The organism is Pseudomonas sp. PD9R (genome assembly GCF_019200975.1).
Classification (GTDB): domain Bacteria; phylum Pseudomonadota; class Gammaproteobacteria; order Pseudomonadales; family Pseudomonadaceae; genus Aquipseudomonas.
Genome location: NZ_JAHTMR010000005.1, coordinates 161,722 through 174,722, shown reverse-complemented (window position 1 = coordinate 174,722; position 13,001 = coordinate 161,722). Strand labels below are relative to the sequence as shown.

General features: G+C 57.2%; 15 protein-coding genes. 6 read left to right on the top strand and 9 right to left on the bottom strand.

Annotation, left to right across the window (positions count from 1 at the left end; all coding sequences use genetic code 11):
• Nucleotides 1-114: 114 nt before the first annotated feature.
• Nucleotides 115-1,455, top strand: coding sequence for a DEAD/DEAH box helicase (locus KUF73_RS12740; RefSeq protein ID WP_218438392.1), 1,341 nt, complete (start codon nt 115-117; stop codon nt 1,453-1,455).
• Nucleotides 1,456-1,579: 124 nt separating this feature from the next.
• Here the strand turns inward: KUF73_RS12740 and KUF73_RS12735 are convergent, their stop codons facing one another.
• Together KUF73_RS12735 and KUF73_RS12730 are read right to left on the bottom strand one after the other, a co-directional pair.
• Complete coding sequence (locus KUF73_RS12735; RefSeq protein WP_218438391.1) at nt 1,580-1,855, bottom strand: hypothetical protein; 276 nt, start codon at nt 1,853-1,855, stop codon at nt 1,580-1,582.
• A 200-nt stretch (nt 1,856-2,055) separates the two neighbouring features.
• Nucleotides 2,056-2,790 carry a thioredoxin family protein gene (locus tag KUF73_RS12730; RefSeq protein WP_218438390.1) on the bottom strand — a complete coding sequence of 245 codons (735 nt, stop codon included), beginning with the start codon at nt 2,788-2,790 and terminating at the stop codon, nt 2,056-2,058.
• A gap of 201 nt (nt 2,791-2,991) precedes the next feature.
• Here KUF73_RS12730 and KUF73_RS12725 point away from each other — a divergent pair, with 201 nt between their 5' ends.
• Nucleotides 2,992-3,381 (top strand): transcriptional regulator, encoded by a 390-nt coding sequence (locus KUF73_RS12725; protein WP_218438389.1) that lies wholly within the window; start codon nt 2,992-2,994, stop codon nt 3,379-3,381.
• Between the two features lie 77 nt (nt 3,382-3,458).
• On the opposite strand, the gene KUF73_RS12720 is transcribed toward KUF73_RS12725, so the two are convergent.
• From KUF73_RS12720 to KUF73_RS12710, 3 genes are all read right to left on the bottom strand, one after another.
• Nucleotides 3,459-4,325 carry a DUF6279 family lipoprotein gene (locus KUF73_RS12720; protein ID WP_218438388.1) on the bottom strand — a complete coding sequence of 289 codons (867 nt, stop codon included), beginning with the start codon at nt 4,323-4,325 and terminating at the stop codon, nt 3,459-3,461.
• Nucleotides 4,326-4,402: 77 nt separating this feature from the next.
• The gene (locus tag KUF73_RS12715) at nt 4,403-5,125 is read right to left on the bottom strand and encodes a TorF family putative porin (protein ID WP_218438387.1); all 723 of its coding nucleotides are present in this window, start codon (nt 5,123-5,125) and stop codon (nt 4,403-4,405) included.
• 194 nt (nt 5,126-5,319) lie between these two features.
• Entirely contained in the window at nt 5,320-5,508 is a 189-nt protein-coding gene (locus KUF73_RS12710) for a hypothetical protein (protein WP_015096330.1), read from the bottom strand.
• A 345-nt stretch (nt 5,509-5,853) separates the two neighbouring features.
• On the opposite strand from KUF73_RS12710, the gene KUF73_RS12705 reads away from it, so the two are divergent.
• Complete coding sequence (locus tag KUF73_RS12705) at nt 5,854-6,690, top strand: S1 RNA-binding domain-containing protein (RefSeq protein ID WP_218438386.1); 837 nt, start codon at nt 5,854-5,856, stop codon at nt 6,688-6,690.
• Between the two features lie 164 nt (nt 6,691-6,854).
• Nucleotides 6,855-7,787: a DMT family transporter gene (locus tag KUF73_RS12700; RefSeq protein WP_218438385.1), complete on the top strand. Its 933-nt coding sequence runs from the start codon at nt 6,855-6,857 to the stop codon at nt 7,785-7,787.
• Here the strand turns inward: KUF73_RS12700 and KUF73_RS12695 are convergent.
• A complete protein-coding gene (locus tag KUF73_RS12695) occupies nt 7,732-8,913 on the bottom strand; it encodes an MFS transporter (RefSeq protein ID WP_218438384.1) in 1,182 nt (393 codons plus the stop codon). The two genes, KUF73_RS12700 and KUF73_RS12695, sit on opposite strands and share 56 nt — an antisense overlap.
• 103 nt (nt 8,914-9,016) lie before the next feature.
• Here KUF73_RS12695 and KUF73_RS12690 point away from each other — a divergent pair, with 103 nt between their 5' ends.
• Together KUF73_RS12690 and KUF73_RS31390 are read left to right on the top strand one after the other, a co-directional pair.
• Nucleotides 9,017-9,910, top strand: coding sequence for a LysR family transcriptional regulator (locus KUF73_RS12690; RefSeq protein WP_218438383.1), 894 nt, complete (start codon nt 9,017-9,019; stop codon nt 9,908-9,910).
• Nucleotides 9,911-10,049: 139 nt separating this feature from the next.
• Nucleotides 10,050-10,178: a PA1414 family protein gene (locus KUF73_RS31390; protein WP_007914492.1), complete on the top strand. Its 129-nt coding sequence runs from the start codon at nt 10,050-10,052 to the stop codon at nt 10,176-10,178.
• 144 nt (nt 10,179-10,322) lie between these two features.
• On the opposite strand, the gene KUF73_RS12685 is transcribed toward KUF73_RS31390, so the two are convergent.
• The 3 genes from KUF73_RS12685 to KUF73_RS12675 all read right to left on the bottom strand — a co-directional run bounded on the left by KUF73_RS12685 (nt 10,323) and on the right by KUF73_RS12675 (nt 12,833).
• Nucleotides 10,323-10,574: an acyl carrier protein gene (locus KUF73_RS12685; protein WP_218438382.1), complete on the bottom strand. Its 252-nt coding sequence runs from the start codon at nt 10,572-10,574 to the stop codon at nt 10,323-10,325.
• Nucleotides 10,575-10,643: 69 nt separating this feature from the next.
• Complete coding sequence (locus KUF73_RS12680; protein WP_218438381.1) at nt 10,644-11,369, bottom strand: MBL fold metallo-hydrolase; 726 nt, start codon at nt 11,367-11,369, stop codon at nt 10,644-10,646.
• Nucleotides 11,370-11,453: 84 nt separating this feature from the next.
• The gene (locus KUF73_RS12675) at nt 11,454-12,833 is read right to left on the bottom strand and encodes a sodium:solute symporter (RefSeq protein WP_218438380.1); all 1,380 of its coding nucleotides are present in this window, start codon (nt 12,831-12,833) and stop codon (nt 11,454-11,456) included.
• Between the last annotated feature and the right edge of the window lie 168 nt (nt 12,834-13,001).

Sequence of the window (13,001 nt, the reverse complement as noted above, 5' to 3'; positions counted from 1 at the left end):
TCAGGCAACAAAAAAGCCACTGTTTACTGTCGTTTGCATAAAGAAACTCGGCCTACGCGCTCGAAACCGTTACCCTATGCAGCTGATTTTTTGCATTTCTTCGAGGTAGCACCCGTGTTTTCCCAATTCGCCCTGCACGAACGCCTGCTCAAAGCCGTGGCCGAGCTTAAATTTGTCGAGCCAACGCCTGTGCAAGCAGCGGCTATTCCGCTGGCGCTCCAAGGGCGTGACCTGCGGGTGACAGCGCAAACCGGTAGCGGCAAAACCGCTGCATTCGTTTTGCCGATCCTCAACCGCCTGATCGGCCCGGCCAAGATCCGCGTCAGCATCAAGACCCTGATCCTGCTGCCGACTCGCGAACTGGCCCAGCAGACCTTGAAAGAAGTTGAACGCTTCGCGCAGTTCACTTTCATCAAGTCTGGCCTGATCACGGGTGGTGAAGACTTCAAGGTCCAGGCTGCCATGCTGCGCAAGGTGCCGGACATCCTGATCGGCACACCGGGCCGGATGATCGAGCAACTGAACGCCGGCAACCTCGACCTGAAAGAAGTCGAAGTGCTGGTACTCGACGAAGCCGACCGCATGCTCGACATGGGTTTTGCCGAAGACGTACAGCGCCTGGTCGAGGAATGCACCAACCGCCAGCAGACCATGCTGTTCTCCGCTACCACTGGCGGTTCAACCCTGCGCGAGATGGTCGCCAAGGTCCTGAACAACCCTGAGCACCTGCAGGTCAACAACGTCAGCGATCTGAACTCGACCACTCGTCAGCAGATCATTACTGCTGACCACAACGTGCACAAAGAGCAGATCCTCAATTGGCTGCTGGCCAACGAGACCTACCAGAAGGCCATCGTCTTCACTAACACCCGGGCCATGGCCGACCGCATCTACGGTCGCCTGGTGGCGCAGGAGTACAAGGCGTTTGTCTTGCACGGTGAGAAAGACCAGAAGGACCGCAAGCTGGCCATCGACCGCCTGAAGCAAGGTGGGGTGAAGATCCTGGTCGCTACCGACGTTGCTGCTCGCGGCCTCGACGTGGAAGGCCTGGACATGGTGATCAACTTCGACATGCCACGAAGCGGCGACGAATACGTGCACCGTATCGGTCGTACCGGCCGCGCCGGCAACGATGGCCTGGCGATCTCGCTGATCTGCCACGGCGACTGGAACCTGATGTCGAGCATCGAACGCTACCTCAAGCAGACTTTCGAGCGCCGCACCATCAAGGAAGTCAAAGGTACCTACGGCGGACCGAAAAAGGTCAAGGCCTCGGGCAAAGCTGTCGGCGTGAAGAAGAAAAAGACCGACGCCAAGGGTGACAAGAAAAAAACCGCCGCCAAGACCCCGACCAAGCGCAAGAGCGCCAACCGGCCGAAGAGCGACTCTTTGGTCAGCAAGGACGGCATGGCACCGCTCAAGCGCCGTAAGCCGGAAGCGCCGGCTGCTGAATAAAGCGCCGTAGCGACCATAAAAAACCCGGACAGTGTCCGGGTTTTTTTGTGCGCGCAATCCATGTTGGAGCTGCCGAAGGCTCGGGCCGCGTTCGGACGATCTTTTGATCTTTTGATCTTTTACATTAGCCCTCAGCTTTTTTCCCCGCCGACTCCAACTCTTTCAAACGCTGATCAATCAACTGGCACTTGTCCGGCAAATCCTTGGCGGCAGTCCCCAGGTCCATCTTCTGCAACTCGTCATTGATTTCTCTGGCTTTGGCCGGATTCTGTTGCGTGATTTTGGTGACTTCCTGAGCCAGTTGTTCACGCTTGGCGGTGGCTTCCTCAGGCGTACAGGCCCAAACAGGCAGGGCGCAAGCGAAGGTGGCGGCGAGGGTGAGTTTCAGCAGGATTTTCATGGAGTAGGCCTCAGTTCCGGTTAAGGCGGGTTATCTGGTTGAGGGTTGGATAAGGTGAAAAGTTCAGAGGTGCGCCAATTCCTGTAGGAGCGAGCTTGCTCGCGATGGCGATTCAGCGGCCAACGCTATGTTGAATGTGCCGGCATCATCGCGAGCAGGCTGCTCCTACAGGGGATGAGGGGTGTTGAAGAAAATTGTGCCTATCCCCCATGACAGCAGCTGGGTTTTGCCTCTTCCTCGTATCGGTCGTGATGTTTCACCCACTCCATGATTTCCTCTTCATTGCGGCCCTTGGGCGTCAGGTCGAGGTAGTTGTAAGCACCCACCAACATGTCCAGGCCGCGTGCGTACGTCGAGTAAGTGTGGAAAATCTCACCGGCGTCATTGCGATAAAACACACTGAGGCCGGGGAGTTCTTCTTCGGCGCCGTCAGTTTTTTCGTAGTTGTACGTAGCCTTGCCAGCAGCAACGTCTTCGGCCCGGGCCGTCACCCCAAAGTCATAATTGAAATCGCAACCGGCTGACGATACCCAGTCGAATTTCCAGCCCATGCGTCGTTTGAATGCCTGGAACTCGGCGAACGGTGCGTGGGAAACCGCCACCACAGCAATGTCATGGTGAGCCAAATGTTGGTTGGCACCGTCGATGTGGTCGGAGAGGAACGAGCAACCGGGGCAGCCTTCATCCCAGCCTTCGGCGAACATGAAGTGGTAGATGACCAATTGGCTGTGGTTGCCGAACAGGTCGGCGAGCTTCAGTTCGCCATCTGGTCCCTGGAAGTGGTAGTCCTTGTCGATTTTCACCCAGGGCAGGGCGCGGCGTTCGGCGCTGAGTTTGTCCCGTTCCTTGGTGAAAGCCTTTTCGCGGGCCAAGTGTTGCTTGCGCGCGGCGAGCCATTCTTCCCGGGACACGACGGGATGATTCTGGATGTTCATGGTGATTTCTCCTGCATGCTGTGGCGAAAGTTGATCCGCGCTGCGGGTTAAACCTCTTACCCAACCTAGTCGCTTGACCTGCCGGGAATTCGACAGACCACCGGTCGGTAGTGACAGAAACCTAAGCTGAACGGCTGCCGAGCCAGTCGGTCACAACCTAAGAAGGCCCTCTTACTCTCGGGCACCGGAGGTTGAATCAGGATGACGACTTATAACTGGGATTTGATTGAACGCTTGCTGCATGAAGTGCAGCACGGTGAAGCCAGCTTCACGCCACGACCTTATGCCGAGCAATACGCGGCAGAAAAGGCCTCTGAAGGCGAGCAGACTGAAAACCTCGACCATCTGAAAGCGGTGGCCGGCGAGTATGAAAAGTTGCTGCTTGAGCGCGGTTATATCGAGCCTAGGCCAGAAGAGCAGGGTGGCACCGGATCGAACTACATTTTGACGATGCGTGGTTCAAGGTTGTTAAGCCTGATCGACAGCAGCATTCCGGGCAACGACCACCCACGCCAGGTGCTGGATGAGCAGCAAGATGCGTTGGACGAGATGACGTTTGATGAGCTGGCTTCGAAGGCGCAGATTGCCTGAAGCAAAAGATCGCAGCCTGCGGCGGGTACGCATTCCCATGTAGGAGGTGCCGAAGGCTGCGATCTTTTGATCTTCCTTTACTGCTTTACCACCTTCAAACACTTCAAATCACCGAAGTCCTTCCTCACACCCTCGATTTTTTTCAGCAACCGCTGCCGCTGAGCCGGCGTACTCTCAGCCATCAAGTCTACGAACAATGAGCGCGCCTGGGCTTCGGTATTGGCGAAGGCCTGGCGGTATTGCGGTGTCCACAAACTCTCGCGATTCACCAGAAGCGTCTCGATTCGTTGTGGGAATTCTGGGCTTTGGCGTTGTGCAACCGCCGCACTGAACTGCTTTTGCCAATGGTCGCGATTGGCGATCCATTGAGTATTTTGGTCGCCCAAGGTTTTCGACCAGGTCATGACCCGTTGTCGCTGGGTTGGGCTGAGTGGTCCTAACCAGTCATCCAGTCGTTTTTCCATGCGCTCAGCGCGTTCCTTTATTTGCTGATCGAGGGGCGGTTTGAGGTATTCCTCCTGGCGTTTGCGCTGGTCCTTGGCGAAAGCCTCGTTCATCTCTGCGACTTGCTTGTCATCCAGTCCTTGTAACAACTCGATCGCCGAGGGGGTGATTTCCCGAGCGGTTTCGGCGATGGCCTGTTTGGCTTCCACGGTCCGGGCCTGCAGTGCGGCATCGGTGACCTGATTGGTCGCGACCATGGTCTGCAGGCGGTCGAGCCAGTCGAGGTAACCCGGCATTTGCGTGGTGCAATGCCAGCTCAGGTGCTCCTTCAGGCGTTCGTTGAGCCAGCCTTTTTGCTCGCCGTTCATGTCCAGGTAATCGCTGAGCGTCCACGGAATGATCACGTCGAGGTTGCGGTAGGCAAGGCCCATTCGGCTGCAACCGCAGAGGGCGAGGGTGACGGTAAGCACAAAAGCGATGTGTCTTAACCAGCGAGACATGGGCGAATCCTTGCGTAAGCCTGGCTTCGGGGTCTGATTCTCATGTGAACGCAGGATGAGCCCGGCAGTTCAGCCGATCAATAGAAGCTGCGTTCGGCCTTGAGCGTGACCAGCCCATCGCATTGGCTGTTGTGTCCAGAATAGGCCGAGCAATAGCTGCCACTGAGGCTGGAATCGCTGTAGATCAAATCGAGATCGATGCCCATAAATGGTCGGGACAATTTCACTGACCAATCGGTAAAACTGCCTACATAGCCACCGTCCACCGCGACCGGTGTGTTGAGTTGGTGGGTGGTGTATTTCAGGCTGATCCCGATGCCGAATGGCTGATTACCGCCCAGGTCGGCGAACACGGTGCTGTTCTGTTTGTCCGGATCGTTGCTGATCGCGGCACCGAAACGGCTGCCGAGCAAGGTCAGGCCACCGAACAATTCCTGACTGTCGAGGGTGTCCACTTCGGGATAGCTGTAGTGGATGATGCCCACTTCGTAGCCAAGGGTTTGGTCGAAGGGTTGTTTAAAACCCGCGTAGGAATCGATTTCGAGATTTTTGCCGGGGCTGATGCCCATGCTCGGCGCCCATTGGCCAACGTAGAAGCCGCTGTCGTGAGTCAGGTCCAGACCGCCATGGAACGAACCGACGGCAGAGGGCTTGACCAGCCCTTGCGCCATGCTGCGACTGGGGCTGGTGCCAAGTTTGAGGTCGAAAGCACCCAACTCGCGCTGGAAAATTTGCGCGTGCGCCAATGAATACGGCAGGAGGCTGCCGAGCAGTAACAATAAGCAGGAGGGTTTGCGCATGCGTCACTCCATGAACAGCGAGTGCAGGTTGAAGAGTCTGCTGGAACGCTTGATCTAGACGCGTGCAAGGATACCGGCGAATGACTGGCTTCGAGGGCCGTTCGTCGATTTTTTAAAAATGATTGGTTTTCGAGGGTTCCAGTCCAAGCGCTTCGAAGCTCAAAGCGCTTACGGACCAGGTGACGCGGAGGGTGTTACTTTTTGCCCAAGGTGATCTGCTTGGACGGGCCGAATGTCTGGCCGCTGACGCCTTTGGCAATTTGCTGGATTTCACCGCCGGACTTGAGGAACGCAGCAATCTGGCTGTTGATCGATTCGCTGGTTTCGACGGCTGGAGCTGGCTTTGCTTTGCTGGTGGATGCTTTTACGCGCATGGCGGCCATTAACCTGTAGAAATTTAACTTGGCCAGGCATCGTACAGGAAACACCGAATATTTGCTTGGCAAATATCCCTCGAAGGACAGCGGAGAACGCTCGATTATCGCTGGTTATTAATTTGAATATTTCTCTAAGCTGCTGTTTTAACTAAGAACAGGGGTGGCTAAATTACGGTTTTCGCGTCTGTGGTTGCGACATGAATCACTGGGCCTGTCGGACGAGTGGCCACGCGATCCGGCAAGCCCAGGAAAATGAAGGCCTTCAGAGGATTTTCTTGCGCCTTCACGCCAGCCGCCGAACGCGGCCGGTAAAACCGGGTAGAATGCGCCCACGCAATGAGGGTATTGAACATGGCTTTAGTCGGGCGTTACAACAGTTTGCAAGTGGTTAAACACACTAACTTCGGTTTATATCTGGACGGTGGCGCGGAGGGCGAGATTCTTCTGCCTAATCGTTATATTCCAAAGGATATTCCCAGCGAAGATGAAGACTGGCTCAACGTTTTTATTTATCTGGACAGCGATGACAAACTCATCGCAACAACTGAAAAACCGAAAGTTCAGGTGGGCGAGTTCGCCAGTTTGAAAGTTGTTGAAGTCAACAGCATTGGCGTGTTCCTGGATTGGGGATTACCGAAAGATCTGTTGCTGCCGTACTCCGAAGAAAAACGTCAGATGACCGCTGGCGAATACGTCGTGGTGCACGTCTATCTCGACAAGCACACCCGCCGCATCACCGCAACAGCGCGTCTGGATCGCTATCTGGACAAGACCCCGGCCAATTACACCGCTGGCCAGGAAGTTGACTTGCTGGTAGCCGAAGCCACCGACATGGGTTTTAAGGCAATCATCAACAACAAGCACTGGGGCCTGATCCACAAGAACGAAATCTTCAAGTTCATGCGCGCCGGTAAAGAAGAGAAGGGCTTCATTAAGGAAGTTCGCGCCGACGGCAAGATCAGCCTGAGCCTGCAACCGGTTGGCCAGGAAGCGGCCAGCAGCCTGAACTCGAAGATCCTCGCCAAGTTGCGCGAGAACAACGGCACCTTGCCGATCAGCGACAAGAGCGATCCGACACTGATCAGCAGTATGTTCGGCGTCAGCAAGGGCAACTTTAAAAAGGCCATTGGTGCGCTATACAAGAACGGCCAGATTGTCATTCACGCCGATCGCATCGATCTAAGCTGAACCCCGGAAGCCCTGTAGGCGCTGTCGAGTGAAACGAGGCTGCGATCTTTTGACTTTGTTTTTTATAAGCAAGATCAAGAGATCGCAGCCTCGTTTCACTCGACAGCTCATACAGGGGATTTTTTTTGAGTGACTGCCATGTTCTTTGTTGTCGAGGTACTACGGTGATCGCCACCCGGCGTAGCGCCGATGGTTTTGCCCTGCAAGTGATGCTGGGGTTGTGCCTGGTTTGGGGCGTTCAGCAGGTAATGATCAAGTGGGCCGCACCTGATATCGCGCCGGTCATGCAGGCGGCGGGGCGTTCGGGCATGTCCGCGTTGCTCGTAGGATTATTGATCTGCTGGAAGGGCGGTTGGGATCAGGTCGGCAACACTTGGCGCGGCGGGCTGTTGGCCGGCGCCCTGTTTGGGCTGGAGTTCTTCTTCATTTCCGAAGGCCTGCAACTGACCACCGCTGCGCACATGTCGGTGTTTCTCTATACCGCACCGATTTTTACCGCGCTGGGCGTGCATTGGCTGTTGCCCAGTGAGCGTTTACGGCCTGTTCAATGGTTGGGGATTATTCTCGCCTTCATCGGGATCGCGATCGCATTTGCCGGCGGCGTGTCCTGGGACAACCTCGATCACCGCATGTTGATGGGCGATGCGCTGGGCGTGCTGGCCGGAGCCGCCTGGGGTGCGACCACCGTGGTGGTGCGTGCTTCGCGGTTGTCGGAAGCGCCAGTGACCCTGACCCTGTTCTATCAATTGATCGTCGGTTTTGTCGGCCTGTTGTTGATCGCGCTTGTCAGCGGCCAGATCACTCACGTCAGCCTGACCACCGTGTCGGTGGCCAGTGTGCTGTTTCAAGGCGTGGTGGTGTCGTTCTTCAGCTACTTGATCTGGTTCTGGCTATTGCGCCGTTATATGGCAGCGAACCTGGCGGTTTTTTCGTTCATGACGCCGTTGTTCGGCGTCACGTTCGGCGTGGTGTTGCTGGGGGAAAAACTCAGCCTCAACTTTGTCGTCGGCGCAGTGCTGGTACTGCTGGGCATCACGTTTGTCAGCGCTGAACAGTGGGTGCGCCGCCGTTTGCGCAAAGCGCTTGGGCAGCACTGACCGGACTGAATAGCAATCCACCCGCCAGCAGCAAACCACTGCCGGCAATCAGCAGCGCAGGTTGCAGGCCACCACTGAAGTGGCTGCTCAACGCCGCCAGCAATGGCCCGCTGAGTTGGCCCACGGCAAAGCAAGCGGTCAGCAAGCCGGCGTTGCGTTGGGTGTTATGAGACGCCAGCTCCCGGGAACGTTGCATCACCAGTTGCATGCACGCCAGGAATGGCGTGCCACACAAAATCACCAGCAGAGCGAGGCCAGGCCCGTTGCCCAACAAGCATGCGAAGACCCCGACGGCTTGCATCCACAGGGTCGCGATCAGCCAGTGACGGGTAGCGTTGGCACTTTGCCGACGCAGGCTCACCAGAACCACGCCAATCGCTGCCGCCAATCCGAAGCACGGCCAGAACAGGTCGGCCTGCCACTGACCATCGAACTGCGCACTGGCCATTTGCGACAGGAAAGTGGCCGGGATGATGTAGCCCAAACCGTACAATCCATAGACCACGCCTAAACGGCCGATGCCTTGGTTGTGCGAGCTGACGACGTTCGCAACAGCAGGCACCATCGCGCTCGGTTGCGGCAGAAAAGGCAGAATCGCCAGCAACATCACCAGGGCAACGGCGGCATATACCAACCACAACGTGGCGGAGGTCTGGCCGAGCAGGTTGGAGCCTAATGCCAACAATCCTGTCAGAAAAATCCCCAAACCCGGTCCGGCAAATACCAAGGCACCCAACCGAGGGCGACCGGCGGCAGCGGCCAGCGGCTGGCTCAATGCAGTGATCATCACCAACACCCAGGCGCTGGCCACGCCAGTGCCGAAGCGCAGTATCAGGTGCGCCCAGAATCCGTTGGCCCAGAACGAGGCCAGGGTCAGCAGCACGCAGAGCCACAAACCACCCAGCAGACGGCGACGGACTTGCGCCGGACGACGGGAGAACATCGCGTCCACGGCGCCCACGAAATAACCAAGATAGTTAGCGGCAGCAATCAGCCCGGCGGCAGTCAGGTCGATCTGGCCTTCACTGAGCAAATGCGGCAGTTGCGGCGTCAGGGCGAAACGGCCGATGCCCATGGCCATCATTAGCGCGACAAAACAGGCGATCAAGCGAATCAAGGGAGACATGGTCAGCGTTCCGGTGGCGAATCCATGACCGTTAAGCTAGGGCAGATTGACTTTCTTTAAAAATGAATAATAGTGAGTAACTTGTTCTTGTTTGGAGAATGTCGTGGAGTTCAGCCAATTGCGGATCTTCCAGGCTGTAGCAGAGGAAGAATCCATCACCCGTGCGGCTGAACGCCTGCATCGGGTGCCGTCCAACCTGTCGACCCGGCTCAAGCAACTGGAAGAACAGCTCGGTGTAGAACTGTTCCTGCGTGAGCGTCAGCGTTTGCAACTGTCACCTGCGGGAAAAGTCTTGCTGGACTACACCGCCAAGCTGTTCGCCTTGCACGACGAAGCCCACGCCGCCGTGCAGGGTGGGCAACCGGCCGGTGACTTCGTGCTCGGCACGATGTACAGCACCGCTGCGATTCATTTGCCGCCGCTGTTGGCGCGCTATCACCGAACCTACCCGGCGGTGAACCTGCAAGTGCAGTCCGGGCCCAGTGGCGAATTGCTCGAAGGCTTGCTCACTGGCCGGCTCGATGCAGCGCTGGTGGACGGTCCGCCGGAACTGGCGGGGCTTGATGGTGTGCTGTTGTGCGAAGAACGGCTGGTGCTGATCAGCGAAGCCGATCATCCACCGGTTAAAAGTGCGCGGGATGTGGAAGGGCGTTCAGTCTTCACCTTTCGCCAAGGTTGTTCTTACCGAATGCGCCTGGAGTCCTGGTTTTCCCACGATAAAGCGGCGATGGGCCGAGCGATTGAAATTGAGTCTTATCCCGGGATGTTGGCCTGTGTGATCGCCGGTTCCGGGGTGGCGCTGATGTCCGAATCGATGCTTGCCAGTCTGCCGGGCCGTGAAAGTGTGGCGGTCCATCCGCTGGCCGAACCGTTTGCCACCGCTACCACTTGGCTGATGTGGCGCAAGGGGATGGTCGGCGCCAATCTGAATGCGTGGATCGAGCAGCAACAGGCGGTCTTTCCGTCGGCGCAAATTCAGGCGCGTGCGATTGCATGATTTAATGCCGGTCAATTGTGATGGATTCAGTAACAGATCATTGCCACTTTGGGTGAGCATTGCGCAGCACTTCAGACTATTATCAGTGCGAAGGGGCTACAGAATTCCGGCCGCTCGGCACTACCCTGAAGGGGGCATCATGAAAGAGAAAATCCAAAACTGGCTGCATGACCTGGGTGTCGCACTCGGTCTGATCGAACCGCCTCTGCAACCTGTGCCAATTCGTACTGACGACGAACAACGCCGACGCCAGCAGCGTCGCCGGTAATCCTGTGGGAGCGAGCCCGCTCGCGATGGGCGTTAACGATAACGTTGGCTGTCTGGAAGCACGCGGCGCGTGGAGATTTTTCGCGAGCAAGCTCGCTCCTACGGGTACGCGTACAGGGTCGGCAGCAGGCTGCGATCCTTGCCGTCAGTGCCTACCAATCTGAAACAAAAACCGGCTCAAGTCATTCGCCGTCCTGGCTGTCTTGAGCATCTGGTCCTCCTCGGCAGTAAACGCCGTCAAGCCAAATTCATCTTCCAGATGGAAGATCAGTTCTTCGATATCCGCTTTATCCAATCCTAACTGCGCCAGGCTGGCGTTGTCGTCGAAGTCATCCTGACCCTCCAGCAGACGGCTGATGAAACGATGCACGGCGGCACGAACGGCAGCTTTTTTCATGACGGTTCTTCGAGGGCGTTTTTGTTGTTGTCCCTGCGGTGTATTTCCTGAAGGTGAGTACAGCAGGCTTCAGTCGTGCCGGCGCTGCCACTCGTCAATCATGTTGCGCAAATGCTCCCCGGAGAAACTGCCGAAGTGCCCGCCATGCACGGTGCGGATCGGCAGTGCATGCAAGCGCTGCAGGCTGCGCGCGTAGTCATCGAGATTGGAGTGGTAGGCGTCTTCGATCAACGGTCCGTCGTAGATGATGTCGCCGCTGAACAAAGTCTCGGTCGCCGCTTCGTACAGGCTGATACCACCTGGCGAGTGCCCCGGAGTGTGCAGCACGTGCAATACCCGATTACCCAGGTCCAGCACGTCGCCTTCCTCGATCATGCCCGTGGCCGGCGCGGCTTTGACCCGATATTCGGCATAACACAACGGACAATCGGGGTGCGCCTCGAACATGTCGTCGCCGACAAACGCTTTACTCAGGTCATTCTCACCGTCCGGTGCAGCGAGGATGTCAGCCTCGGCCGGGTGCACCAAGCGTTCGGCAAATTCGTGATGGCCGGCGATGTGATCGAAATGGCAGTGACTGGCCACGGCGACCAATGGTCGTTCGGTGATCCACGGCAATTGCTCGCGCAGGCTGACCAGCCCCGAACCGCTGTCCAGCAACAGGTCCTTGTCGCGACCCTGGACATGCCAGAAATTGCAGCGATAGAACGGACGAATGTACGGCTCGTGAATCAGGCGGATGCCGTCGCTGAGCTGTTTGACTTCGAACCACTGGTCGCGAGAAACAATCTTCATAAGGGTTTTCTCCAGACGAAAAAAAACGAGTGTGGCAACCGACGCCACACTCGTCGAAGAAAAAGTTAATCCATTCTTTTCAGCTTAGATGGCGCTCGCGACCACAGCAGGGCGACGGGACATCAGGCTGACCAGCACGAAGCTCACCAGACCTACGCCGAGGCTGTAGTAGATCGGGGTATTTGCGTCCAGACCGTCCTTGAACATGAACAGCAAGGCAGTGGCAAAGCCCATGCCCATGCTGGCGATGGCACCGGAGGTGGTCGCGCGTTTCCAGAAAATCGCACCGATCAACGGGATCAGCATGCCACCCACCAGCAGGTTGTAGGCCAGGGTCAGCGCGCTGATCACGTCGTTCACGACCAGAGCGATACCCAGCACCACGATACCCGTCAGCAGGGTGACCAAGCGGTTCAGACCCAGGCTCGATTGTTTGCCGCCGCGCAGTTTCGGCAGCAGGTCTTCGGTCAGGGTGGTGGCAGCGGCCAGCAGGCCGGCGCTGGCGGTGGACATCATGGCGGCCAGTGCAGCAGCGATTACCAGGCCACGGATACCGTCCGGCAGGGACAGCTTGACGATGGCGGCGAAAGCGTTGTTGACGTTGTCCAGATCCGGGATCAGTACGTGTGCAGCCATGCCGATCAAGGCGCAGGCCAGACCGTAGACGATGCAGTAGATACCGGCAGCGGTACCGGCGACTTGAGCCACTTTAGCGCTCTTGACGGTGAACACCCGTTGCCAGATGTCCTGACCGATCAGGATGCCGAAAAAGTAGATCATGAAGTAGGTGATGATGGTGTCCCAACCGATGGTGGTGAGGCTGAAAGCGCTCGCCGGCAGTTTCACCACCAACTCATCCCAACCACCGACGCGGTACAGGCAGATTGGCAGCAGGATGAACATCAGGCCCACGGTCTTGATCACGAACTGGACGATGTCGGTCAGGGTCAGGGACCACATGCCGCCGATGGCCGAGTAGATCACAACTACGCCACCGCCGAGCAGTACCGAAATCCAGAACGGCAGGCCGAACAGTACTTGCAGTACGGTGCCGATCGCCAGGATCGAGACCACGCCGATCATCAAGGCGTACGCCAGCATGATCACCGCGCTCGCGGAGCGGGCCATCGGGTTGTAGCGCTTTTCGAGCACCTGGGTAACGGTGTAGATCTTCAGTTTCAGCAACGGTTTGGCGAGGAACAGGTTCAGCGCCACGATGCCGCAACCCAGTGCGGCACACAGCCAGAAACCGGAGATGCCATGCACGTAGCCCAGACGCACGGTGCCCACGGTGGACGCGCCGCCGAGGACGGTGGCCGCCATGGTGCCCATGTACAAGCTCGGGCCGAGGTTACGACCGGCGACCAAAAAGTCTTCGTTGGTCTTGGCCTTGCGCATGCCGTAGTAGCCGAGTAGCAGCATCGCGGCGGCGTAGATGAGTACGACGAATAAATCCAATGCCATGATGGCGTGTCTCCGATTGTCTTTTTTATGTGAGGCTGAAAATCAATCCCTGTGGATGTGCCCATCCATGTAGGAGCTGACGAGTGCAACGAGGCTGCGATCTTTTGATCTCTCATTTTGAAATCAATATCAAAAGACCGCAGCCTCGTTGCACTCGTCAGTTCCTAC

Excerpts from the sequence above, each read along its gene's own strand:
- KUF73_RS12680 (WP_218438381.1), bottom strand. The coding sequence starts at position 11,369 with ATGAAGATTGTTTCTCGCGACCAGTGGTTCGAAGTCAAACAGCTCAGC.
- KUF73_RS12730 (WP_218438390.1), bottom strand. The coding sequence starts at position 2,790 with ATGAACATCCAGAATCATCCCGTCGTGTCCCGGGAAGAATGGCTCGCC.
- KUF73_RS12715 (WP_218438387.1), bottom strand. The coding sequence starts at position 5,125 with ATGCGCAAACCCTCCTGCTTATTGTTACTGCTCGGCAGCCTCCTGCCG.
- KUF73_RS12725 (WP_218438389.1), top strand. The coding sequence starts at position 2,992 with ATGACGACTTATAACTGGGATTTGATTGAACGCTTGCTGCATGAAGTG.
- KUF73_RS12710 (WP_015096330.1), bottom strand. The coding sequence starts at position 5,508 with ATGGCCGCCATGCGCGTAAAAGCATCCACCAGCAAAGCAAAGCCAGCT.
- KUF73_RS12695 (WP_218438384.1), bottom strand. The coding sequence starts at position 8,913 with ATGTCTCCCTTGATTCGCTTGATCGCCTGTTTTGTCGCGCTAATGATG.
- KUF73_RS12705 (WP_218438386.1), top strand. The coding sequence starts at position 5,854 with ATGGCTTTAGTCGGGCGTTACAACAGTTTGCAAGTGGTTAAACACACT.
- KUF73_RS31390 (WP_007914492.1), top strand. The coding sequence starts at position 10,050 with ATGAAAGAGAAAATCCAAAACTGGCTGCATGACCTGGGTGTCGCACTC.
- KUF73_RS12685 (WP_218438382.1), bottom strand. The coding sequence starts at position 10,574 with ATGAAAAAAGCTGCCGTTCGTGCCGCCGTGCATCGTTTCATCAGCCGT.
- KUF73_RS12720 (WP_218438388.1), bottom strand. The coding sequence starts at position 4,325 with ATGTCTCGCTGGTTAAGACACATCGCTTTTGTGCTTACCGTCACCCTC.
- KUF73_RS12735 (WP_218438391.1), bottom strand. The coding sequence starts at position 1,855 with ATGAAAATCCTGCTGAAACTCACCCTCGCCGCCACCTTCGCTTGCGCC.
- KUF73_RS12675 (WP_218438380.1), bottom strand. The coding sequence starts at position 12,833 with ATGGCATTGGATTTATTCGTCGTACTCATCTACGCCGCCGCGATGCTG.